Origin of the sequence: Bacillus sp. FSL R5-0593, assembly GCF_038603755.1 — a bacterium.
GTDB classification, from domain to species: domain Bacteria; phylum Bacillota; class Bacilli; order Bacillales; family Bacillaceae; genus Bacillus; species Bacillus velezensis.
The window spans coordinates 683321-706134 of record NZ_CP152011.1 but is presented as its reverse complement, the minus strand read 5'-3'; the positions used below and the strand labels follow the sequence as shown (position 1 = coordinate 706134).

Annotated in this window: 21 protein-coding genes and 2 riboswitches; of the genes, 1 reads left to right on the top strand and 20 read right to left on the bottom strand. The window is 47.6% G+C overall.

Features of this window, described 5'->3' with window-relative positions; genetic code table 11:
- Position 1: 1 nt before the first annotated feature.
- From purH to NYE36_RS03415, 18 genes are all read right to left on the bottom strand, one after another.
- On the bottom strand, positions 2 to 1540 hold the full coding sequence (gene purH, locus NYE36_RS03500; protein ID WP_342496878.1) for a bifunctional phosphoribosylaminoimidazolecarboxamide formyltransferase/IMP cyclohydrolase: 1539 nt from the start codon (positions 1538 to 1540) through the stop codon (positions 2 to 4).
- Entirely contained in the window at positions 1537 to 2124 is a 588-nt protein-coding gene (purN, locus tag NYE36_RS03495) for a phosphoribosylglycinamide formyltransferase (RefSeq protein ID WP_012116999.1), read from the bottom strand. The genes purH and purN overlap by 4 nt, the downstream gene beginning before the upstream one ends.
- Positions 2121 to 3161: a phosphoribosylformylglycinamidine cyclo-ligase gene (gene purM / locus NYE36_RS03490; protein WP_015239317.1), complete on the bottom strand. Its 1041-nt coding sequence runs from the start codon at positions 3159 to 3161 to the stop codon at positions 2121 to 2123. The genes purN and purM overlap by 4 nt, the downstream gene beginning before the upstream one ends.
- 91 nt (positions 3162 to 3252) lie before the next feature.
- Positions 3253 to 4683: an amidophosphoribosyltransferase gene (purF, locus tag NYE36_RS03485; protein WP_069007124.1), complete on the bottom strand. Its 1431-nt coding sequence runs from the start codon at positions 4681 to 4683 to the stop codon at positions 3253 to 3255.
- A complete protein-coding gene (purL, locus tag NYE36_RS03480; RefSeq protein WP_069007123.1) occupies positions 4659 to 6887 on the bottom strand; it encodes a phosphoribosylformylglycinamidine synthase subunit PurL in 2229 nt (742 codons plus the stop codon). Before purL ends, purF begins: the two co-directional genes overlap by 25 nt.
- Positions 6871 to 7554, bottom strand: a complete 684-nt coding sequence (gene purQ, locus NYE36_RS03475) for a phosphoribosylformylglycinamidine synthase subunit PurQ (protein WP_007408898.1) — start codon at positions 7552 to 7554, stop codon at positions 6871 to 6873. The genes purL and purQ overlap by 17 nt, the downstream gene beginning before the upstream one ends.
- Positions 7551 to 7805: a phosphoribosylformylglycinamidine synthase subunit PurS gene (purS, locus tag NYE36_RS03470; protein WP_003155758.1), complete on the bottom strand. Its 255-nt coding sequence runs from the start codon at positions 7803 to 7805 to the stop codon at positions 7551 to 7553. The genes purQ and purS overlap by 4 nt, the downstream gene beginning before the upstream one ends.
- Positions 7805 to 8524: a phosphoribosylaminoimidazolesuccinocarboxamide synthase gene (gene purC, locus NYE36_RS03465; protein WP_025284370.1), complete on the bottom strand. Its 720-nt coding sequence runs from the start codon at positions 8522 to 8524 to the stop codon at positions 7805 to 7807. Before purC ends, purS begins: the two co-directional genes overlap by 1 nt.
- Before the next feature lie 75 nt (positions 8525 to 8599).
- On the bottom strand, positions 8600 to 9892 hold the full coding sequence (purB, locus tag NYE36_RS03460) for an adenylosuccinate lyase (protein WP_007408896.1): 1293 nt from the start codon (positions 9890 to 9892) through the stop codon (positions 8600 to 8602).
- A complete protein-coding gene (gene purK / locus NYE36_RS03455; protein WP_042634928.1) occupies positions 9892 to 11073 on the bottom strand; it encodes a 5-(carboxyamino)imidazole ribonucleotide synthase in 1182 nt (393 codons plus the stop codon). The genes purB and purK overlap by 1 nt, the downstream gene beginning before the upstream one ends.
- A complete protein-coding gene (purE, locus tag NYE36_RS03450) occupies positions 11027 to 11515 on the bottom strand; it encodes a 5-(carboxyamino)imidazole ribonucleotide mutase (RefSeq protein ID WP_007609846.1) in 489 nt (162 codons plus the stop codon). The genes purK and purE overlap by 47 nt, the downstream gene beginning before the upstream one ends.
- 132 nt (positions 11516 to 11647) lie before the next feature.
- Positions 11648 to 11749, bottom strand: a riboswitch (purine riboswitch).
- Positions 11750 to 11827: 78 nt separating this feature from the next.
- A complete protein-coding gene (locus tag NYE36_RS03445; RefSeq protein ID WP_007609843.1) occupies positions 11828 to 12025 on the bottom strand; it encodes an NETI motif-containing protein in 198 nt (65 codons plus the stop codon).
- Positions 12022 to 12576, bottom strand: a complete 555-nt coding sequence (locus NYE36_RS03440) for a DUF5698 domain-containing protein (protein WP_007408893.1) — start codon at positions 12574 to 12576, stop codon at positions 12022 to 12024. Before NYE36_RS03440 ends, NYE36_RS03445 begins: the two co-directional genes overlap by 4 nt.
- A gap of 119 nt (positions 12577 to 12695) precedes the next feature.
- Positions 12696 to 12869 (bottom strand): Fur-regulated basic protein FbpA, encoded by a 174-nt coding sequence (locus NYE36_RS03435; RefSeq protein WP_003155777.1) that lies wholly within the window; start codon positions 12867 to 12869, stop codon positions 12696 to 12698.
- 138 nt (positions 12870 to 13007) lie between these two features.
- Positions 13008 to 13790, bottom strand: coding sequence for a hypothetical protein (locus NYE36_RS03430; RefSeq protein ID WP_047935404.1), 783 nt, complete (start codon positions 13788 to 13790; stop codon positions 13008 to 13010).
- 196 nt (positions 13791 to 13986) lie between these two features.
- A complete protein-coding gene (locus NYE36_RS03425) occupies positions 13987 to 15309 on the bottom strand; it encodes an NCS2 family permease (RefSeq protein ID WP_007408891.1) in 1323 nt (440 codons plus the stop codon).
- 131 nt (positions 15310 to 15440) lie between these two features.
- Positions 15441 to 15542, bottom strand: a riboswitch (purine riboswitch).
- A gap of 123 nt (positions 15543 to 15665) precedes the next feature.
- Complete coding sequence (locus tag NYE36_RS03420) at positions 15666 to 17108, bottom strand: DUF4179 domain-containing protein (protein WP_032867595.1); 1443 nt, start codon at positions 17106 to 17108, stop codon at positions 15666 to 15668.
- The gene (locus NYE36_RS03415) at positions 17090 to 17623 is read right to left on the bottom strand and encodes a sigma-70 family RNA polymerase sigma factor (RefSeq protein WP_007408889.1); all 534 of its coding nucleotides are present in this window, start codon (positions 17621 to 17623) and stop codon (positions 17090 to 17092) included. The genes NYE36_RS03420 and NYE36_RS03415 overlap by 19 nt, the downstream gene beginning before the upstream one ends.
- A gap of 319 nt (positions 17624 to 17942) precedes the next feature.
- Between NYE36_RS03415 and NYE36_RS03410 the strand changes: the two genes are divergently transcribed.
- Complete coding sequence (locus NYE36_RS03410) at positions 17943 to 18710, top strand: GNAT family N-acetyltransferase (protein ID WP_047935403.1); 768 nt, start codon at positions 17943 to 17945, stop codon at positions 18708 to 18710.
- A 184-nt stretch (positions 18711 to 18894) separates the two neighbouring features.
- On the opposite strand, the gene guaA is transcribed toward NYE36_RS03410, so the two are convergent.
- Positions 18895 to 20436 carry a glutamine-hydrolyzing GMP synthase gene (gene guaA, locus NYE36_RS03405; RefSeq protein WP_007408887.1) on the bottom strand — a complete coding sequence of 514 codons (1542 nt, stop codon included), beginning with the start codon at positions 20434 to 20436 and terminating at the stop codon, positions 18895 to 18897.
- Positions 20437 to 20599: 163 nt separating this feature from the next.
- Positions 20600 to 22807 carry a DUF4129 domain-containing transglutaminase family protein gene (locus NYE36_RS03400; RefSeq protein WP_327997711.1) on the bottom strand — a complete coding sequence of 736 codons (2208 nt, stop codon included), beginning with the start codon at positions 22805 to 22807 and terminating at the stop codon, positions 20600 to 20602.
- Positions 22808 to 22814: the final 7 nt, after the last annotated feature.

The window sequence follows — 22814 nt, the reverse complement described above, 5'->3', positions numbered from 1 at the left end:
CTTAATGTTTGAAATGTCTGATGCCGGTGAATACCATGGCGATCCCGTATTCATCCGCTTTTTTAATCGAATCTTCATCGCGGACCGATCCGCCTGGCTGGATAATCGCCGTGACGCCCGCTTTTGCGGCTTCTTCGACTGTATCCGGCATCGGGAAAAACGCGTCTGATCCGAGCGCGCTGCCTTTTGCTTTTTCTCCGGCCTGCTCAATGGCGATTTTAGCTGAACCGACGCGATTCATCTGTCCCGCTCCCACACCGACCGTCATATGGTCTTTTGCAAGAACGATCGCGTTGGATTTCACATGTTTGACGACTTTCCAAGCCAGCTTCAAATCTTCCCATTCCTGCTCGCTCGGCTCTCTTTTTGTCGGGATGCTGATGTCGGCGTCATCAAATCCATGGACGTCTAAATCTTGAATCAAAAGACCGCCCTGTACGGATGTCAGCTGTTTTTCTTTCTTCCCTGATGCGGACACTTCAAGCGTGAGCAGACGAAGGTTTTTCTTCGCCGTCAGTACGTTCAGCGCTTCTTCACTGAAAGAAGGGGCGATAATGATTTCTAAAAAGATGCCGTGAAGGGCTTCAGCCGTTGCCTGATCAACTTCACGGTTCAGCGCGATGATGCCGCCGAAAATGGAGGTTTTATCAGCTTCATACGCTTTATTGAATGCTTCCTCAATTGAAGCTCCCGTACCGACTCCGCACGGGTTCATATGTTTAACGGCAACAGCTGCGGGTTCTGTAAATTCCCGGACGATTTGAACGGCCGCATCTGCGTCCTTAATATTGTTGTAAGAAAGCTCTTTGCCGTGAAGCTGTTTTGCCGCCGCGATGGAACCGGAGACGGGAAGTGCGCTTTGATAGAAAACAGCCTCTTGGTGAGGGTTTTCACCATAGCGGAGCGATTGTTTTTTCTCAAATGTAACGGTGAATTGCTCAGGGTCTTTCTCACCGGCCTCGCGTGTTAAGTAATCAGCGATTAATGCGTCGTATGCCGCGGTATGGCGGAATACTTTGGCCGCAAGCTCGCGTTTTCTTTTAAGCGAAACGCCGCCGTGTTCTTTAATCTCATTGAGCACGGAGCTGTAATCGGCCGGATCTGTGATGACCGTCACATCCTGATGGTTTTTCGATGCGGCGCGCAGCATGCCGGGACCGCCGATATCAATGTTTTCTATCGCTTCATCGTATGTTACGTCTTCTTTCGAAATCGTTTCTTTAAACGGGTAAAGGTTGACGACCACAAGGTCAATGGGGGCAATGCCATGCTCATTGATCTGCGCCATATGCTCTTCATTGTCTCTTACGGCAAGCAGTCCGCCGTGAATATTAGGATGGAGCGTTTTTAACCGTCCGTCCATAATTTCAGGAAATCCGGTCACTTCTGAAATGCCGATGACATCCACACCGTTTTCCTGAAGAAGTTTTTTTGTTCCTCCGGTCGAAATGACTACGACGCCGAGCTCTGTCAGTTCCTTTACGAAAGGTACGAGATTTGTTTTATCAGAAACACTGATTAGTGCGCGTTTGATTGTCATGCCTTTTCACCTCTGTTATTTAGTCCCAGCAGCTGTTTCACAACGCTCGGATACCATTTGTGCTCAAGCTCGTGTATTGTATGCTCTATGTTTTCAAGCGTATCGTTTTCCTGTATTTCGAATGCTTTTTGCGCGATAATCGGTCCGGTGTCCATGCCTTCGTCGACGTAATGAACGGTAATGCCCGCCACTTTCACACCGGCCCGATACGCCTGTCCGACAGCGTCAATCCCGGGGAATGCCGGAAGAAGCGAGGGATGTATATTAATAATGCGGCCCCCGTATGCTTCAAGCAGCGTATCTCCAATCAGTCTCATATAGCCGGCGAGAACGATTAATTCCGCCCCGTGCAGGCGCAGCTGTTCAATAACGGCCCGTTCAAAGGCCGCTTTGTTTTCAAAAGATGACGGTTCAAAGGCGAATGACGGAATGTGTAAAGCCTCCGCCCTTTCCACCGCCTTTGCCTGAGGCTTATCCGTCACGAGAAGCGAGAGCTCCGCATCCCACTTCTCTTCTCTCATGCGTTTGGCAATGGCCTCGAAGTTCGATCCGTTTCCTGAAGCAAATACCGCAAACTTTTTCATGAAAGAGCCGCACCGCCGAAAGAAATGCCTTCGCCCCGCTTGACCCGGCCGATCAAATAAGCCTTCTCGCCCTGAGCTTCAAGCGTGTCGATAACGTCTGTCAAGTCCTCTTCTTTAACGGCAAGGACAAAACCGATGCCCATATTAAAGACATTGAACATTTCTTCTTCTTTCAGCTTGCCGTGCTCCTGCAGAAACGGAAAAATCGGCGGGATCGGCCATGATCCGTGATCAATTTCCGCGCTCAATCCGTCCGGCAGCATCCGCGGGATGTTCTCGATGAATCCTCCGCCTGTCACATGCGCCATGCCGTCCACCTTACCGCTTTTCACCGCCTTGAGCACCGGCTTCACATATATTCTCGTCGGTTCCAGCAATTCTTCTCCGAGAGGACGCGCAAACGGTTCATAGACAGTATCCAAATCAAGTCCGCCGTCATCAAGAAGCACTTTTCTCACTAGGGAAAATCCGTTGCTGTGAAGGCCGCTTGAAGTAAGTCCGATTAAGAGATGCCCCTCTTCAATATGTTCACCGGTGACGATTTCGTCTTTTTCCGCGACGCCGACTGAAAAGCCCGCAATATCGTATTCATCAGCCGTATACAGCCCCGGCATTTCCGCCGTCTCACCGCCGATAAGCGCTGATCCTGACTGCTCGCATCCGTCCGCCACGCCCTGAACGATCTGCTCAATTTTCACCGGATCAGCCTTGCCGACCGCCAAATAATCAAGGAAAAACAGCGGCTCCGCTCCTTGGGCAAGCACATCGTTTACACACATCGCGACCGCATCGACGCCGATCGTGTCATGCTTATCCATTGAAAATGCGAGTTTCAATTTGGTGCCGACACCGTCTGTTCCGGAAATTAAAACAGGCTTTTGATACGGAAGCTCTGACAGATCAAACATTCCGCCAAAACCGCCCAGGCTTCCCATAACGCCGAGCCTTTTCGTGCGCTCCACGTGTTTTTTCATTCGTTTGACGGCTTCGTATCCGGCTTCGATGTCAACTCCGGCATTTTTATAAGCATCAGACATCCCTATCACTCCTTGTCAATTCGTTTCTCCTTAAAAGGCAGAAAGAGAAAGGCAGCCTGAATTCCCGCTGCCTTTATGTCATTTTCACATTTTATTTTGTCAGCACCGCTTCTTTTACGTGAGGAAGCACTGTATCCTGATAAATTTCCGTCGGATATTTGCCCGTAAAACAAGCGAGGCATTGTCCGCAATTGGTGTCTTCAAATTTTCGGCCGACTCCTTTTAACAATCCGTCTACACTTAAGAAAGAAAGCGTGTCAGCACCGATGATCTGGCGGATTTCTTCCACAGAATGAGAGGAAGCGATCAGCTCCTCATGGGTTGATGTGTCGATGCCGTAGAAGCACGGATGAGCGATCGGCGGTGAACTGATCTTGACGTGCACCTCTGTCGCTCCCGCTTCTCTGAGCATTGTGACAATCCGGCGGCTTGTCGTCCCGCGCACGATGGAATCATCAACCATGACGACCCGTTTTCCTTCGACAACACCGCGGACGGCGGACAGCTTCATTCTGACACCTTGCTCACGGAGAGCCTGTGACGGCTGGATAAACGTTCTGCCGACATAACGATTTTTAATGAGACCGAGTTCGTACGGGATGCCCGTTGCCTCGGCATAGCCGATGGCTGCAGAAATACTGGAATCCGGCACGCCTGTGACGACATCCGCTTCAACCGCGGACTCCTGGGCAAGCATTTTTCCGAGGTTTTTCCGGGCGCTGTGCACGTTAATGCCGTCGATATTGCTGTCAGGTCTTGAGAAATAAATGTACTCCATGCTGCAGATGGAACGGTTGATATTCATGGAGAAACGCTCTGATTTCATGCCTTCATCATTGATGATCAGCATTTCGCCCGGCTCTACCTCGCGAAGGTATGTCGCACCGACCACATCGAATGCGCACGTTTCTGAAGCGACGACGTAAGCATCACCCAACATGCCGATTGACAGCGGTCTGAGTCCGTTCGGGTCAAGCGCTACGATCATTTCTGTTTCAGTCATGATTAAAAAGGCATAAGCGCCTTTCAGCATGGACAGCGAATTTTTGATTTGATCCTTCAGCGAAAAGTGTCCGCTGCGTTTAATCAGATGAGCCAGCACCTCCGTATCGGAGGAAGTCTGAAAGATGCTCCCTTGGTTTTCAAGCTGCTGCTTCAACTGTGTGGCGTTGACCAAGTTGCCGTTATGGGCGAGCGCGAGGCTGCCGTTGTTTTGCGAACGGAACAGGAGCGGCTGAACATTTTCATATCCGCCTCCGCCAGCCGTCGCATAACGGACGTGCCCGATCGCGCCTTTTCCCTTCACTTTGCTCAGTTCGCCGTTTTGAAAAACCTCGGTAATAAGCCCCTGTCCTTTATGCGCCGTCAGTTTTTCACCGTCAGTTGCGACAATTCCCGCGCCTTCCTGTCCCCTGTGCTGGAGGCTGTGCAGGCCGTAATACGTGATCTGCGGAGCTTCTTCATGTCCCCAGATGCCAAACACACCGCATTCTTCATTCAGGCCTTTGATTTCAGCAAGCATGGAATAGCTCCTTTCCACGCGCGCTCAAGTTCTTTCGTTTGCGCGTGAACCAATTGTTGTCCGTCCTGGTTTTGAATCGCCAGAAGTCCGTCAGCCGTTACCTCGCCGATATGAACCGCATCGGCCGCAGCCGCTTCAAACGCCGCTTGGTGTTCTTTTTTCACCGAAACGACGAAGCGGGATTGAGATTCAGAGAATAATAATGCCGCTTCCCCTTCTACAGTCACGTTGGCGCCAAGGTTTTCCGTCGTCATGACGCTTTCTGCAATCGCTACGCCTAAGCCGCCTTCTGATACGTCATGCGCTGATTGAACGAAGCCTTTTTTAATCGCGTCAAGCAATGCTTTTTGGCGTGACAGCTCTATATCAAGATCGATTTGCGGCGCTTTGCCGTAAATGCGGCCTTCTGTCATTTTTTGCAGTTCGCTTCCGGCAAACTCAGGTTTTGTTTCGCCGATCACGTATACAAGATCCCCCGCTTGTTTGAAATGCTGTGTCGTAATATGAGCGGTATCTTCAATTAAGCCGACCATGCCGATAACAGGCGTCGGGTAGATCGCCGTTCCGTTCGATTCATTATAAAGTGATACGTTTCCGCCGATGACGGGTGTGCTGAGAACATTGCACGCCTCGCTGATGCCGTCGGCCGCTTTTTCGATCTGCCAGAAAATTTCAGGTTTTTCCGGGTTTCCGAAATTCAGATTATCCGTGACCGCAAGCGGTTCGGCGCCGGAGCATACGATGTTGCGCGCCGCTTCGGCAACGGCGATTTTTCCGCCTTCTTCTGGATCAAGATATAAATAACGGGCGTTACAATCCGTCGTCATCGCCAGCGCTTTTTTCGTGCCGCGGATTCTGAGCACTCCCGCGTCAGAGCCCGGAGCGACCACCGTATTTGTGCGCACCATGTAGTCATATTGATCGTACACCCACTCTTTGCTGGCGATTGTCGGCTGCTGCAGCAGGGCAAAAAGCGTCTCTGTCGCATCTTTTACTTCAGGCGCGGGAACTTCCGTTTCCTGAAACTCGCGGTAGTACGCGGGTTCTGCTGACGGCTTGTGGTATACAGGTGCTTCTTCCGCCAGCGCGTCGACCGGAAGCTCGCAAACAACCTCTCCGTTATGGCGGAGGCGGAGCATTTTATCATCCGTAACATGACCTACGGAAACCGCTTCAAGATCATATTTATCAAAAATATCGACAATTTCCTGTTCACGTCCGCGTTCAATGACGAGAAGCATGCGTTCCTGAGACTCAGAAAGCATCATTTCGTAAGCGGTCATACCTGTTTCCCGCTGTGGAATGAGATCAAGGTTCATTTCAATGCCTGAGCCGGCTTTGCTTGCCATTTCAGCACTCGAACTTGTCAGACCGGCCGCCCCCATATCCTGAATGCCGACTAAGGCGTCGCATTGGATGACTTCAAGGCATGCTTCCAAGAGAAGTTTTTCCATGAAAGGATCGCCGACCTGCACCGCGGAACGTTTTTCTTCAGATGAATCTGACATTTCTTCCGATGCGAAAGTAGCGCCGTGTATGCCGTCGCGGCCCGTTTTAGCGCCGACGTACATGACCGTGTTGCCGACACCTTTCGCCTGGCCTTTTTTAATATCTTTATGATCAATTAAGCCGACGCACATTGCATTGACAAGCGGATTGCCCTCATAGCTTGCGTCAAACTGCACTTCTCCGCCGACCGTCGGAATTCCGATACAGTTTCCGTATCCCGCGATTCCCGCCACTACTTCTTCAAACAAGTACTTCACACGAGGTGAAGTGAGCTCACCAAATCGAAGAGAGTTTAATACAGCTATCGGACGGGCGCCCATTGAGAAAACGTCACGGATGATGCCGCCCACTCCCGTCGCAGCACCTTGGTATGGCTCAATCGCTGACGGATGGTTATGAGATTCAATTTTGAACACGACCGCCTGATTGTCACCGATGTCAACGATTCCCGCGCCTTCTCCGGGACCCTGCAGCACGCGTTCGCCGCTAGTCGGGAATTTACGTAAAACCGGTTTTGAGTTTTTATAGCTGCAGTGCTCTGACCACATGACGGAAAAAATCCCGATTTCCGTGTAGTTCGGCAATCTTCCGATAATAGATTCAATGAGTGCGAACTCGTCATCACTGACACCCATTTGCTGATAGAGTTTCTCTTCTTTTATTTGTTCTTTACTTGGTTCAAGCAGTAGCGACATGAGTTTCCCTCCAATTTTTCACGATAGACCGGAACAATGTAAGACCGTCTGCGCTGCCGAGCAGTTCATCGACTGCGCGCTCAGGGTGAGGCATCATGCCTAATACGTTGCCTTTCTCATTCACGACGCCGGCAATGCCGCTGACGCTTCCGTTAATATCGCCGCCGTATGTGAAGGCGATTTGATTGTTTTCTTTTAATCTTTCAAGCGTTTCGTCATCACAGTAGAAATTGCCTTCGCCGTGGGCAACCGGAATCGTAATCGATTGTCCTTTTTCATAGGAAGATGTGAATAACGTGCCGCCGTTCTGCACGATTAATTCAACCGGTCGGCAGATGAACTTTAAATCTTTGTTGCGTCTCATCGCGCCGGGCAGAAGTCCGAGCTCCTGCAGAATCTGGAATCCGTTGCAGACGCCGAGAACCGGTTTTCCTTCGGCAGCCGCTTTTTTCACGGCCGGCATGATGTTTGCGAATCTGGCGATGGCGCCGCATCTCAAGTAGTCGCCGTATGAAAACCCGCCGGGGATGAGCACGCCGTCAAATCCGTCAAGGCTTGTTTCCTCGTGCCAGACATACTCGACTTCTTCGCCGAGTTCGTCTTTTACGGCGTGGAACATATCAATATCACAGTTGGAGCCGGGTAACACAATCACCGCAAATTTCACTGTGCGACAACCTCCTCAACTTCATATCGGTAGTCTTCAATGACTGTATTGGCAAGAAGCTTTTCACACATTTCTTTCACGAGCGCGTCAAGATCGCGGTCAGATTTTTCAATCGTCAGCTCCATGTATTTTCCGATGCGCACATCCTGCACTTCATTGTAGGTCATACTGTGCAATGCATGCTGCACCGCGCTTCCTTGAGGATCGAGCACACTTTCTTTTAAGCTGACATAAACTTTCACTTTATACATTATGAAATGCCTCCCAGTCTTTTGAAAATCTCTTCATATGCGTCGGTTAAGCTTCCCAGGTTCCGTCTGAACAAATCTTTATCGAGCTTTTCGTTTGTGTCTTTGTCCCACAGACGGCACGTGTCAGGAGAAATTTCATCCGCTAAAAGAACCCGTCCCTCTGCGTCTAAGCCGAATTCCAGCTTAAAATCTATTAATCTGACGCCGCAGTCTTCAAAAATATGCTGCAGCTCTTGATTCACCTGTTTTGTAATCGATTTGATCGTTTCCACCTGCTCAGGAGCCGCCGCTTTTAAAAGCCAGATATGATCTTCTGTGATGAGCGGATCGCCCAGTGCGTCATCTTTATAGTAAAATTCGATAATCGGCTGCGGAAGCTTAGTTCCTTCCGGGATGCCGAGACGTTTCGACATGCTTCCGGCGGCAACGTTTCTGACCACGACTTCAAGCGGAATGATGCTCACTTTTTTGATAAGCTGCTCTGATTCTGAAACACGCTCCACAAAGTGGTTGTCAATTCCTTCGGCGTGCAGATGTTTGAAAATCAGGCTTGAAATTTCATTGTTCAGACGGCCCTTTCCGCTGATCTCCGCTTTTTTCTCACCGTTAAAGGCTGTTGCGGAATCCTTGTAGACCACGCGGAGAATCTGTTCGTCTTCAGTTTGATAAATCCGTTTCGCTTTTCCTTCATAAAGAAGATTATTGTTCACAATATTCACGGAAGGCCTCCTAACCCGAATGTTGGGAATATTCAATCTATGGCGGCTGAAGAAGCCGCCTCCGGCTGGCTTCTTCTATAAACCTAAACGCTCAAAGATCAAGTCGACGTTTTTCAAATGATAATTGTAGTCAAAGCAATCGGCAATCTGTTCCGGTGTGAGACGGGACGTGATTTTTTCCTCCGCTTCGACAAGCTGGCGGAACGGCACTTGTTTTTCCCACGCTTCCATCGCTTTCGGCTGAACCGTGTCATATGCTTCTTCACGAGGCAGACCCGTGTCGATTAAAGCAAGCAGCACGCGCTGAGAATAGATCAAACCGAGTGTGCGGTCCATGTTGCGTTTCATATTTTCCGGGAATACCGTTAAGTTTTTGACGATATTGCTGAATCGGTTCAGCATGTAATTCAGCGCGATTGTCGCGTCAGGAAGAATGATGCGCTCAGCTGATGAATGAGAAATATCACGCTCATGCCATAACGGTACATTTTCGTATGCCGTCAGCATGTACCCGCGGATCACGCGCGCCATGCCCGTCATATTTTCCGACCCGATCGGATTCCGTTTATGAGGCATAGCCGATGAGCCTTTTTGTCCTTTTGCAAAAAACTCTTCCACTTCACGTGTTTCACTCTTTTGCAGACCGCGGATTTCCACTGCGAATTTTTCAATGCTCGTCGCGATCAAAGCCAGTGCCGCCATGTAATCCGCATGACGGTCGCGCTGTAATGTCTGAGTGGAAATCGGCGCCGCTTTCAGGCCGAGTTTTTCACAGACATACTGCTCTACGAACGGATCAATATTTGCATATGTGCCGACCGCGCCGGAAAGCTTCCCGACTTCGATCCCTTCTTTTGCCTGCTTGAAACGTTCAAGGTTGCGTTTCATTTCTTCGTGCCAAAGCGCGAGTTTCAGGCCGAATGTCGTCGGTTCCGCGTGTACGCCATGCGTGCGGCCCATCATGACCGTGTATTTATGTTCTTTCGCTTTTTCTTTTATAATGTCAACAAATCTCTCAATGTCCTTGAGCAAGATCTCATTCGCCTGTTTTAATAGATAGGAAAGAGCGGTATCCACGACATCTGTTGACGTCAGGCCGTAGTGAACCCATTTTCTTTCTTCGCCTAATGATTCTGAAACCGCGCGGGTGAATGCAACGACGTCATGGCGCGTATCCTGCTCGATTTCCAAAATGCGGTTGATGTCGAAAGACGCGTTTTCGCGCATGACTTTGACGTCTTCTTTCGGAATGACGCCAAGCTCAGCCCAGGCTTCACAGGCTAAAATCTCGACTTCCAGCCATGCCTGGTATCTGTTTTCGTCCGTCCAGATCGCGGACATTTCAGGTCTTGAATAACGTTCGATCATTATGCTCGTCCTCCGTCTCTTTTCATCCATATGTTCGTGATGTCCTGAATCCATGTTTCATCAGGCTTCCGCAAAAATGTCATATGCCCCATTTTGCGGCCTTTTTTAATCTCATGTTTTCCGTACAGGTACAGTTTGGCTTCCTTTAAAAGCTCCGTATGCTCCTCCGCAAGCTTCACTTCATCACCGAGCAGATTCACCATCATTCCCGGTTTGAGAAGATCGGTTCTGCCGAGAGGAAGTCCGCAGACCGCTCTGATGTGCTGTTCGAATTGGCTCGTTTCACAAAGGTCGAGCGTATAATGCCCGGAGTTGTGAGGACGCGGCGCCAGTTCATTAATCAAAAGGTCTCCATCTTCCGTGACGAACATTTCCACCGCAAGGGGCCCGACAAGTTCCAATTTCTCCGCGAGCTGAACGGCAAGCGCCTCTGCCCGCTTTTGAACCGTTTCCTCCGCTCTCGCGGGCACGATGCTTTGGAACAGAATATTATTTTTGTGGATATTTTCAGCAGCCGGAAAGGTTGAAATCTCACCGTGCACCGATCTCGTCACGATAACGGAAAGCTCCATCCGGAACGATACCCAGCTTTCAAGTATGCACGTGCCGTTTTCTAACAGCGCAGCCGCTTCATCTGTCTGTCCTTCTTCCTTAATGACAAATTGGCCTTTGCCGTCATATCCGCCGCGGCATGTTTTCAGCACCGCCGGGAGCCCCAGTGCCTGAACGGCTTCCTCAAGCTCCCGTCCGCTGTTTACGATCCGATAAGGCGCGACTTGACAGCCTGCTGACTGGATCGCCTTTTTTTCCGTTTCCCTGTTTTGGGTGATGAGCAGCAGCTCGCTTCCCTGGGGAAGATATGCATGTTCTTTGAGCCAGTTGAGCGCCTCGTAATCGATATTTTCAAATTCGTACGTAATGATGTCACTGACTCCGGCCAATTTTTGAATCGCTTCACGGTCATTGTACTGGGCGGTAATCTCAATATCGGCGATCTGTCCGCATGGCGAGTCTTTCACGGGATCGACGACAGCGACTTTATAGCCCATCTGTTTTGCGGCGACAGCCATCATTTTTCCGAGCTGTCCGCCTCCGATAATGCCGATAACGGCGCCGGGGTAAATCGTTTTTTTATCAGACAAGCTGATCACTGCTTTCCAGCACCGTTTGTTTTGTCGCATTTCTTCTCGCCTCTAGTTTATCCGCAATGTCGTCGTCAAATGCCGACAAAATTTGCGCGGCTAACAGACCCGCGTTCACTGCGCCCGCTTTCCCGATCGCAGTCGTCGCGACCGGCACGCCGCCTGGCATCTGTACGATAGACAGAAGAGAATCAAGCCCGTTAAGCGATTTTGTCTGAACCGGTACGCCGATCACCGGCAGCGTCGTTTTGGCCGCCGTCATTCCCGGCAGATGCGCCGCTCCTCCGGCTCCGGCAATAATGACTTTTAAGCCCCTGTCTCTGGCGCTTTCTGCATATTCAAACATCAAATCAGGCGTCCGGTGCGCGGATACCACCTGTTTTTCATAAGGAATGTGAAGTTCGTCAAGTATGTCGCATGCATGTTTCATTGTCTCCCAATCGGAGGTGCTTCCCATGATGATTCCTGCTAGCGGCTGCATTCTGTTCCCACCTTCTCATGCTTTGTTTTTCAGAAAAAAAAGCCCGGCTTATATTGCAACTATGAGGAAGCAATACAAACCGGGCATGGCGCGCGTATCGTCAGTCGTTCGCTTCTGCGATATCCATGTCAGCTGTTTATCACTTTCCTGCATAGTCCGGCCGTTTACGGCAGCCGGGTAGAAACTTATGGGCCATATTCCCAAGATTATATGAGGTCGTGTTTTGATTTCATGTTTATCTTAACAACGGACTTGGATAATGTCAACGACATTATCGAACGATATAAAAATTCTTTCTTTTAATGTTCGTGTTTAGATCAATTTCCCTTCAAATACGATTTTTTTCCCGCAAGGAACGACTTGAATTGATCCATTTTCTTTCTTTTCTGTAAAGATCGGCTCTTCCATCCGCCGGACGGGCATATAGCCCTCTTCCTTCATTAAAGTGAGAATGGTATCAATCGTTTCATCTTCCGTTACTTCAAACCGTTTCTTTTTTGGCTTTGTCATTCCTTAATTCTCCTCTTTTTCACTGCTTTCACCCAGAATCCGCCGTGGATCGCTTTCGGCTCAAAAGCGATGATAAACGCTTTTTCATCAAGCGTTTTAATCGTATCATAAAGCTGAAGCTCATATTTGCGCGGCGTCAGAATCTGCATGGCGGTCCGGTCTCCTTCAAGTCCGCCCGCAACCCAGCTTGTAACCCCGTATCCTTTTTCCCGGAGCTGTTTCGGCAGGTCCAGATCAAGCTCTTTCGTAATGACGTTGACTGTTATGTAGCCGAGCGCCAGTTTTTCTTCAATTTTCATTCCCACTATGACGCCGAGGCCGTAGCCGAGCGCATAGGCAATGACGTTTTGAATTTGATTCAGATTGCCGAGCACAAGACTCAGGCCGGTCACATACACAAGGATTTCAATCGTACTGATGCCTGCGGCGAAATAGCGCTGTCCCTTTAATGTCAGAATCATCCTGATCGTAAAGAAAGAGACATATATAATGTTAATGATGAGAATAATGAGAACCATACCTATACTGTTGGATAAAATCGTCTGCATCATTGATTCCCCCTCCTCTGACTTTGAAAAGCCAATCTTTCAATTAAGGATAGTTTACCCTCTTTTCATCATTTTCAAAAGAAAAAAAAGCCCGCCCCGCAAGGCAGACTTTCAAGCTCTTATCAGTGAAGCTCGGCTTTTTTCAATCGTTTGACGGCTTCATATTCCTTCTCAAGTTCACTCAGCGTGTATCCGGACAGTTCCTGAACATGGTCTTGATAAAACCCTGAGCGGATCAGCTTTGTTCTCAGGTGCTGTTTTTTCCGATTAATGGCTTCTCGCAACAACGGGGCCATCTTCATCATCCCTTTCCGAATCATAAAGAGTAGTGCCGCTTTCGAATTGCTGTTGCTCTCATCATATCTCGGCCGGGTCCTCAAAACAACACGCTTTATTAGAAAAATTTGTAAACATTGTGAAAGACAAATTTCGACTTATAAAGGGATCAGCGAAGCAGTAAAGTACTCTGAAATAAGCGGCCATGTCACAGCCGTAAAAACGAGCATGATGATAACCGCCGCGGAAATACAGTACATCACGTCAGCCGCAGGCTTTTCAGCCGATTTGTATAGAATCTGCACAAACTGCACCATCGCCGAGGCGGCCAGAAACAAGGTCAGCGCCGTAAACACCACGGTGATGACCGGCAGATTCAATATCGCGAAAATCATCCACACGATAGAGCAGGCGACAGCCGGAACCAAAAGCGATCCGACCCCCGCGGCCGCATCCCGCATCGTGATTTTCTGTTTCATCATATAGCGTGATACAAGCCAGACCGCGCCCGCCGCAGCGGCAAAAAAGACGAGCGTATACACGAGAACGACGGTAAAGCCGTCAAAAAACGTATGATGCCGCTCCCCGTATCCGAGAGGCCTTTGCTGGCTTGCCCTCAGCTGAAACCAATTTCCGATTGAGAAAAAGATACTGAATACAAGCATTGAAATAAGAGCATATTTAAAGCGGGAAAAGCCGTCTTCCCCAACGACCTTCACCGGTGATGTCAAAATGCGCAGCGCGAAACGGCAATAACGTTTGACCGCGGCCCATGCAGAAGCGAGTTTTTCCGTAAAAGCCGAAGCCGGGCGCCGTTCCTTATCTTTTTTCTTTTGCTTTTGATAACGTCCCGCATTTCTGGACATTCTCGACAGCGGTTCTTCATCAGTCCCCTGATGCTGTTTTTCTTCTTCCAACGTTTCTTTTCTTTCTTCCGTCATGTCAGCAACTCCTATCAAAAAAATACGGCGGAATTTGTTAAACAAGAAAATAAAACACTTATATAAGGTACCGAAGCGTCCTTAAACAGTCAAGCGGTTTTCTTCACCCGGACACCCACATGACGTTTTATAGTATGTATTGGTTTTACGGAATAGGACAAAAACAAAAAACCGGCTGTCCTCAGCCGGTTTTCCGTTATTTCAAGAAGATGAAATACAGGATAAAGATGACGAACAGCCCGTACATAATCGGGTGAACGCTTTTTCCTTTTCCTTTGCAGATCATTGTAATCGGGTAGAATATAAAACCGATCGCAATCCCCGTCGCAATGCTGTACGTCAGCGGCATCATAATCATCGTTAAGAATGCCGGCACAGCCACCTCGAATTTATCCCAGGCGATCTTACCGAGCGGCGCCACCATCAGCGCGCCGACAATAATTAAAGCCGGAGCCGTCACATTCGTGGTGACAACTGACAGAAGCGGCGAGAAAAACATCGCCAGCAAAAAGAGAATGCCCGTCACAACAGCCGCGAAGCCGGAGCGCGCCCCCGCCGCAACGCCTGAGCTGGATTCAACATAAGAAGTCGTTGTAGACGTACCGAGTACGGCTCCGATAACGATTGATGTCGAATCTGCCAGAAGCGCTCTTCCCGCACGCGGAAGTTTGTTTTCCTTCATCAGCCCGGCCTGTGTCGCTACAGCCACCAGCGTTCCGGCCGTATCGAAAAACCCGACGAACAAGAAAGTTAAAATGACAATCAGCATTTGGACGGAGAAGATATCCGGAAGATGCATCCACGCCTGTCCGAAAGTCGGCGCAAGACTCGGCACGCTGCCGACAATGTGCGTCGGAACCGGAATCAGTCCGCAGACCATGCCGGCAACCGCCGTCAGAAGCATTCCGATAAATACGCCGCCGTTTACGCGAAGCACCATCAGAATGACCGTCACAATAACACCGAAAACCGTCAGCAGCACAGGGCCGCTGTGAATATTGCCGATAGACACCAAAGTCGATGAGTTCGCTTCAATAATGCCCGAACCCTGCAAACCGACAAATGTGATAAACAAACCGATACCCGCGCCGACCGCCAATTTCAGCTCAGGCGGAATCGCATTAATGATTTTTTCCCGCAGTCCCGTCAGCGAAAGCGCCACGAAGATAATTCCGGAAATTAAGACGCCGGAAAGCGCAGCCTGCCATGAAATCCCCATGCCGAGTACGACAGAGAAAGCAAAAAACGCATTTAATCCCATACCCGGCGCAATCGCGATCGGATACTTTGCAATGAGCCCCATTAAAATACAGCCGGCCGCAGATGCCAAGGCTGTAGCGGTGAACACCGCGCCCTGATCAATTTTTAATGCTTCGGGAAATCCTTTCACACCGTTTAAAGACAATGTCAGCGGATTGACGAACAGAATGTACGCCATTGACAAAAAGGTCGTTAAACCGCCGATGATTTCATTACGATAGCTTGTCCCCAGCTCATCAAACTGAAAAAATTGCTTCAAGCCAATTGCCTCCTTCATTCTCTCCCATTTATTCTGCCCGTTATCCGCCAAATAAAAAACGCCCCAAATACATTTGGGACGCTTGACTACATACGTTCAGTCTGAATAAATAAGAATGGATTATTTATATCAAACGATTGAGATTGATCCGTAGTCAAGCCATTTACGGTAGCTTGGTAGAAACTTGCGGGCCATATCCCCGCCATTATACGATATCTGCATATTTGATTTCTGAGTCTATTGTATCAATTCAATTTTGAAAACTCAATAAAAAAAACGAACAATCCCGTTAAAAAAATTTGGTTTATTCGTTAATTGACCAAAAATGGAAGACGGCAAAAGCCGCCTTCCAGACATCATTTTCCGTCCGCAGGCCGAACCGGCACCGCGAATGTGATCTTGCTGTCACCTGCTAAAATGTTCATGGCCGTTTGATTGACGTACAAAGCGTATGAATCGAATGAAAAATCGCGCAACGAATAGTCTTTATCGGATGAATCATCCAATTCAAAAACGGATTCCATTTCACCCGTTTTAAGATTCATGACTTTCGCCTTATTCCCTTTCAGATAATAGCCTTTTTCATACTCATCAACTGATGGCCAGGTTTTCATTTTTTTCGTATTGCCGAGACCGATTGACTCACCGACATTGATCAGCTGATCTTCATCCGCCTTGCTTACATCAATTCCGCTGAATTGATAATCCACAATTACCCGTCTGCCTTGCTGTTTGATTTTTTTGATGGTAATGCCGACATGATGATGTTTCGTTTCATAGCTGACGGGCAGTTTTGTTTTCAAAGGGACAATTTCTCCAGGCTCTGATTCTGATTTTATATCACCCGTTATGAAAAGTGTTTTCGCTTTCGGGTCTATCGGTTTGCTGAATTGAGTTTGGCCGCGTATTCTTTTCCCGCCTCCGGGAAGATTCTTTCTGCCGCCAAGTTCAATATTCGACATCGTCATTTCATAATGGTTTCCTGCATCATCCGTTGCTTCGTCAATCGAGATGGCATCATTTTTAGCTGCATCTAGAAAGTCGATAGAATACAGGAGAGCCGATCCCATCGTTCCGTTCTCCGCCCGGATATCGAAAAAGCGGTATAATCCGTGATTTACATTCACAGCTTTCGTTCCTTCAAGAGAAACGGACTTTTGTTTTTTGATCGGAAGTGTAAAGCGCCAGTTTCCGGGGATATCCTTGATTTGTGTAATGACAAGCGGAAGCTTATCACCGTCTTTCAGCTTTGAGCCGTCCGTGAACAGGCGAAGCTGCCCAGCGTACCGCCCGTCTTTCATTTTTTTCATATCACTGCTGTCATAATCCTCTGCTAACATATTCCGTGGATCTTTATAATCAACTTGAAAAGAGATGCTCTCCTCATCTGATTTCAAATTGTCAACGGTAAAATTGTAAACGAGCTGTCCGCTGTCGTAATACACACTTTTCACTGTCACCGTAATCCCGCGTGATTCCGCTTTCTCATTCAGTTTTGTCACCAAATTGCTTTTAAACAGCGCAGAACCTGCCTTATCCTGAAACAGACTGTAAATTTGTCCGGCAACAGGAATGTTTCCCATAGCCGTATTAACGGAGGGCATGAATAAACCTGAGGACAGATACAGAATAAACAAAGCAGCAGCAACCGCGAGGCCGTTTATCACTTTTCGTCCCCATCTCCGTCTGACGGCGCCTTCTTTTCCGGCACGGACAGCAGCGCTGTGTATCACGTTTTTCAATTCAGCTTTCGGCACGTCAATGTCCTGATACAATTGCTTCATTTGATGCTTTTCCATATATGTTTATCCTCCTTTTCCAGCTCCTGCTTCAATGCTTTTCTCGCCCTGTGCAGATGCGTTTTCACAGTGCCTTCCGCCATACCGGTCTGTTCAGCGATCATAGCAATCGAGAAATCTTGAAAATAATAAAGCTGAATGGTCAGCTGTATATGTTCGTCAAGCGTTTCCAAGGCATTCCGAAGATCTATGTATTCTTCAATGTTCTTATTCTCCGCGCGTGTATCATGTTGCGGCTCAAACGGGATGACGTCTCCGTGCTTTTTCCTCATCGCAAAAATCGTATGAAGCAAAATCCGGATCAGCCACGTTTTAAAATATTTCGGCTCCTTCAGCTGCGCGATATGAAGAAAAGCCTTGTAAGCCGTTTCCTGAACAGCGTCCAGCGTATCTTCCTTGTGATGCAAATAGAGATAAGCTGTTTTATATAAAGTCTCCTGATGAGCTGTGATCAGTTTTTCAAAGGCTGCGGCATCACCTTTTTTCGCCTTTTTGATCAATCGTTCTTCCTTCACCTTATCCACCTCCTATGCTGTTAGATATGAATCAGGGCAAAACGGTTTCAAAAAGATGAAAAAAAACGCCTCTTTTTTAAAAGAGACGTTTTTTTATCTTCATTTATTCCCACTCAATGCTTTCTAAACATTATAAGAATTAATTTATTGAATATCAAGCCTTTTGGGGTTTGTAGTTCCTTGATTTAGAAGTTACCATTAAAAATATTGCTCCCCCGTGTTCTGAATATTATGGGAGGGGGTAAATACTGTGATTTAGTGTTTTAGTTGACCTTATAATAAAAAAAGCGCACTAAATCGAATTGAAAGGTGCAAAAACATGATTACAAATCAACAATTAGTCATAAACAATTTGGAAGAAAAATTAAAATCATTTACCCATACAGTTAGCGGAGAGCTTACAAAGGAAGAAGATTTCATCATAGCAAATACAAAAATCCCCACTGATACATTCAATGTAATATTACCGAAATCTCCAAATATCAAAAATACAGTTAAGATCAGACATGGAATCGATAATTTTTCATATAAAAAATATCCCTTTAGTATTTGGATTGATGCTCAGTATTTAACTGAGGATTGGACAAAACTTATACAAGAATATGATCTAAAAGAAGCGGAACGTAATGTAATGATGAAACTTGAAAATACTCTTAATGTTGGGCAAAGAATTTCCCATCAGCTTATGATTACTGCTGTGAAAAATGATGAAGAACTTTTAAAATATATAGACATATTCACGAGCTTATTTGAGGGTACACCAGAAAAAGATGCACTAGAAAGTTATTTTAATACGTTTTCACAAGTAAAATTAGGTTCAGAAGTTCAGATGTTTATTGGATGCATAGATGAAATGCCTGTAACTACCGGTTTATTAATAGAAACCAAAGATAGCTATGGTATTTATGATGTGATGACAAAAGAAACATTTAGAGGTAAAGGAATTGGCAGTGAAATGTTTCAATTTCTTCTAAAGCAAACAAAGGATAAACAAAAACCAGTTGTATTACAGGCTTCAGAGGATGGAAAAAATATCTATAAGCGATTTGGATTTATAGATGTCGGAGAAATGGTTGTATTTGAATAGAGGGTTTCTTTAATTTGCTTAATTTGAACAAACTTTATTCTAAAACAACATTAATTATTATCCCATTGTGGAATACTTTTTCTTTAAAATTCACGATTCAATTAATAATATTGGATCAATTGTTGCTATAAAAGAAAAAAGAGCTTAGAACCCTTATAAACCAAGGATTCTAAGCTTCTTTTGACTATTCCCACTCAATCGTTGCAGGCGGCTTGCTCGTAATGTCATACACGACGCGGTTGATGTGTTTCACTTCGTTGACGATCCGTGTTGAAATCACTTCAAGCACATCCCAAGGGATACGCGCCCAGTCAGATGTCATGCCGTCAATTGATGTTACGGCACGGATACCGATTGTGTAATCATACGTTCTCGCATCTCCCATGACGCCGACGCTGCGGATGTCAGGAAGAACCGTGAAGTACTGCCAGATGTCGCGCTCAAGGCCGTGGTTCGCCACTTCTTCACGCAGAATCGCGTCTGATTCACGAACGATCTCAAGTTTTTCTTCCGTTACTTCGCCGAGTACGCGGATGCCAAGTCCAGGGCCCGGGAACGGCTGACGCCATACGATATCATCCGGAAGGCCGAGCTCTGTGCCGAGCGCGCGCACTTCGTCTTTGAAAAGGGTGTTCAGCGGCTCGATCAGTTCAAACTGCATATCTTCAGGAAGTCCGCCGACATTGTGATGCGATTTGATCGTTTGCGCCGTTGCAGTACCGCTCTCGATAATATCCGTGTAAAGCGTTCCTTGCGCAAGATAATCGATGCCTTTAAGCTTGTCCGCTTCATCATCAAATACGTAAATGAATTCGTTGCCGATGATTTTGCGTTTTTGCTCTGGATCAGAAACACCTTTCAGCTTGTTTAAGAATCTGTCTTTCGCATCAACTTTAATGACATTCATATTAAAGCCTTCGCTGAACGTTTTCATGACGCCTTCCGCTTCGCCTTTACGAAGCAGGCCGTGATCGACGAAAATACAAGTCAGCTGGTCGCCGATCGCTTTATGAATTAAAGCAGCCACAACAGAGGAATCAACACCGCCGCTTAGCGCGCAAAGAACCTGCTTGTCTCCGACTGTTTCACGGATTTTTTGCATTTCGATTTCGATAAAGTTTTCCATTGACCATTTGCCTTCACAATCGCAAACGCCGAATACAAAGTTTTTCAGAAGATCATTGCCGTATTCAGAGTGGCGCACTTCCGGGTGGAACTGAACGCCGTACCAATTCTTGTCCGCTTTGCTCATCGCTGAATTCGGACAGTGATGGCTTGTTGCGTCAACAGTGAAGCCTTCTGGAACTTCTACAACCAAATCGCCGTGGCTCATCCAGACAACTTGTTCTTCCGGAAGATCTTTGAACAAGTCAGGAGTTCCTTGAATCTGAATGTTGGCTTTTCCGTATTCGCGCTGGCTTGCCGCCTCGACTTTTCCTCCGAGATAATGAGTCATCAGCTGCATGCCGTAGCAGATGCCTAATACAGGAATATCGAGTTCAAAGATTTTTTCGTCACAGCGGAAAGATCCTTCATCATATACACTGTTCGGTCCGCCTGAAAGGATAATTCCTTTTGGATTCATTTCTTTGATTTCCTCAGCTGTCAACGTATGGGGGTGCAGCTCGCTATATACGCCAAATTCACGGATCCGGCGGGTAATCAGCTGGTTATACTGACTGCCGAAATCAAGAACAAGAATCATTTCATTCACTAACTTCGTCATGGTTGTCACCTAATCTCCTCTAAGTTTTTGACACAGAAAAAACGGAGGACAAACGTTCAGCCCTCTGTCGCGCAAGACTTGTCCGGAAGCCCGGCTTTTTAACGCTCCCGGGCTCCCATTTAACATTCATTTATTCTAACAACAGGACGATATGCGGTCAAGACTATCTTGTTTTAATTATATTTTCCCACAACTGTCCCGATTCATTCCAAAGCTCCGCTGCATTATCCCTGCGGTATAAGGCCCGCTCATAGAGCAGCGTCAGCTCGGACATGTCGTTTGTATGGTACGCCTCGTCAATCCTCGCGGCAAAATCGCGCAGTGTTTCTCCGTCTCCCCTGCTGAATCCTTTTCGTTTCAGCTGGCGGAGCAGCGCGGCATATGCGTCGAAAAAGACGTCTTCATCCGTACGCCGCTTCAATCTGGCTGCTGTAACGTGCGGAATCCAGCGCGCCCGGAGCACCCAGGCGAGTGCCGCCGCGGCTGAAATCACGATGACGATGGCTGCATACGGCCATAGCTGTGCCGCGGTTTTGTTGCGGATCACAGGCTGCGGTGCCGCACTGTGATCCCGTTTTTTCGGTGTTTCTTCTTTTTCTGGCTTTGTTTCCTGACGCTGCTTGTCAGACGGTTCATCCGAATTTCCCGCTGAGCCTCCGCTGTCTTTTGCCGCGGTATGATTTTGCTCTGACGTAAACTCCGTCGGATTGGTGAAGCCTTTTGTCGGCTCAAACGTCACCCAGCCCTGATCGGGAAAATACACTTCTACCCACGAATGGGCGTTGTTGTTTGTGACTTCATAAATGTGGCCGTTATGGTCGCCTGCCCCTTTATATTCGCCGGATGTATAGCCCTTCACCCAACGGGCGGGGATTCCCGCAGAGCGGAGCAGCACAGCCATTGCCGATGAAAAGTTATCACAATATCCTCTTTTCGTTTCAAACAGAAATTGATCGACATAATCCTGATTGTGCTCCGGAACCGCGACATCCTGTGTATTATACGAAAATGCGGAAGATCCGAGATAATCCTCGATCGCCTTCGCTTTATCGAACATATTATGATGATCCCGCGTCAGTCTGTCCGCAAGCTGTCTCACTCTTTTCGGAAGGCTGTCGGGGACCTGTAAATAACGGTCATTGAATTGATTCTGCTCACGGTATCGTTTCACTTTCACTTTTCTGAGATCATTCAGCTTAAAGACGGGCGCCTGAAAAGTCACCGTGTACCGTCCCATATTGCGGATGTTGCCCACTTGTTCACTGACCGGCATAATTTGCTCGGTGTTTCCGTTCATTTCAAGCTGAATCGAGTGCTTCGGTTTAATATTGGAGACGCCGATCGGATACATGACGTGATTATAGAGATAATTCTCATCAATGGACACCTGTGCCGTATACCGTCTCGTCTGCACACTCCGGTCAAACCATATATCTTCCACGTTGCCGCCGTTCAGTTTATAGGACATGCCCTGATCGGTCTCCACCCAGCCTTTCCCCGTGTATGTATCCTTCGTTTCCACCCGGAAGTACGCCCGTTCTTTTCCCTTCCATGTGAAAACCGGCGTATCATCCTGCTGAAAAGGGCCGCCCAATGTTTCATCATGATTGCCGTAGCCGATTTTGCTTTCGGCGGCGGGCACTTCTTTGTGGTTTGTTATTTTTTTAAGAAACGGCACGGGATCCGGCCAGTTCGGATCTGATTTCGGAGCCGCCAGACCGAACACGACGGAAGCGCAGATAAACAGCATCAGCGGCAGAAACCATTTGAGTATCAATCTTTTTTTAAACGCTATGTGTTCCGTAAGCCGGATGCGCTCCATATACAAAAGCCCCATCATCAAAAAGCCGATAAAGACGATCCGGATGACGGCGTACGCGGCATCATAAGGAGTAAACGTATCAAGCACGGTGATATACGCCACCGTCATGATAAAAAAGAATAATATTTTCCGCTGATAGATCACCCAGTAATGCAGCAAATACACGAGCAGCCATAAAAGCACAAAAAACAGCAATGTGCGGAATGACGGATTCATGTCATTCCATCTTCCGGACCCGATGTGGCGGGCATTTTGCATCACGTCCCGCAAAAAAGAAACAAGCCATTCCGGCTGAAAAACCGAACCTTTATAAAACAGGATGTGAATACTGATCAACGTAAACAGAATGCAGGACGGCACAGTGACGTACCACCTCATCCGGAAGAATGACAGCAGAAATGCCAAACCGATAAAAACGATGAAAAAACCGGTATGTTTTGTATCCGTAAAATTGTGCAGCGGCCTGAGCCATTCCCATAACAATAAAAAAGCGAGAAAATAAAACAGCAGCAGACTCAGCCTGCTTCCCTGGTTCTCGTCATGCGGCATGGCGCGC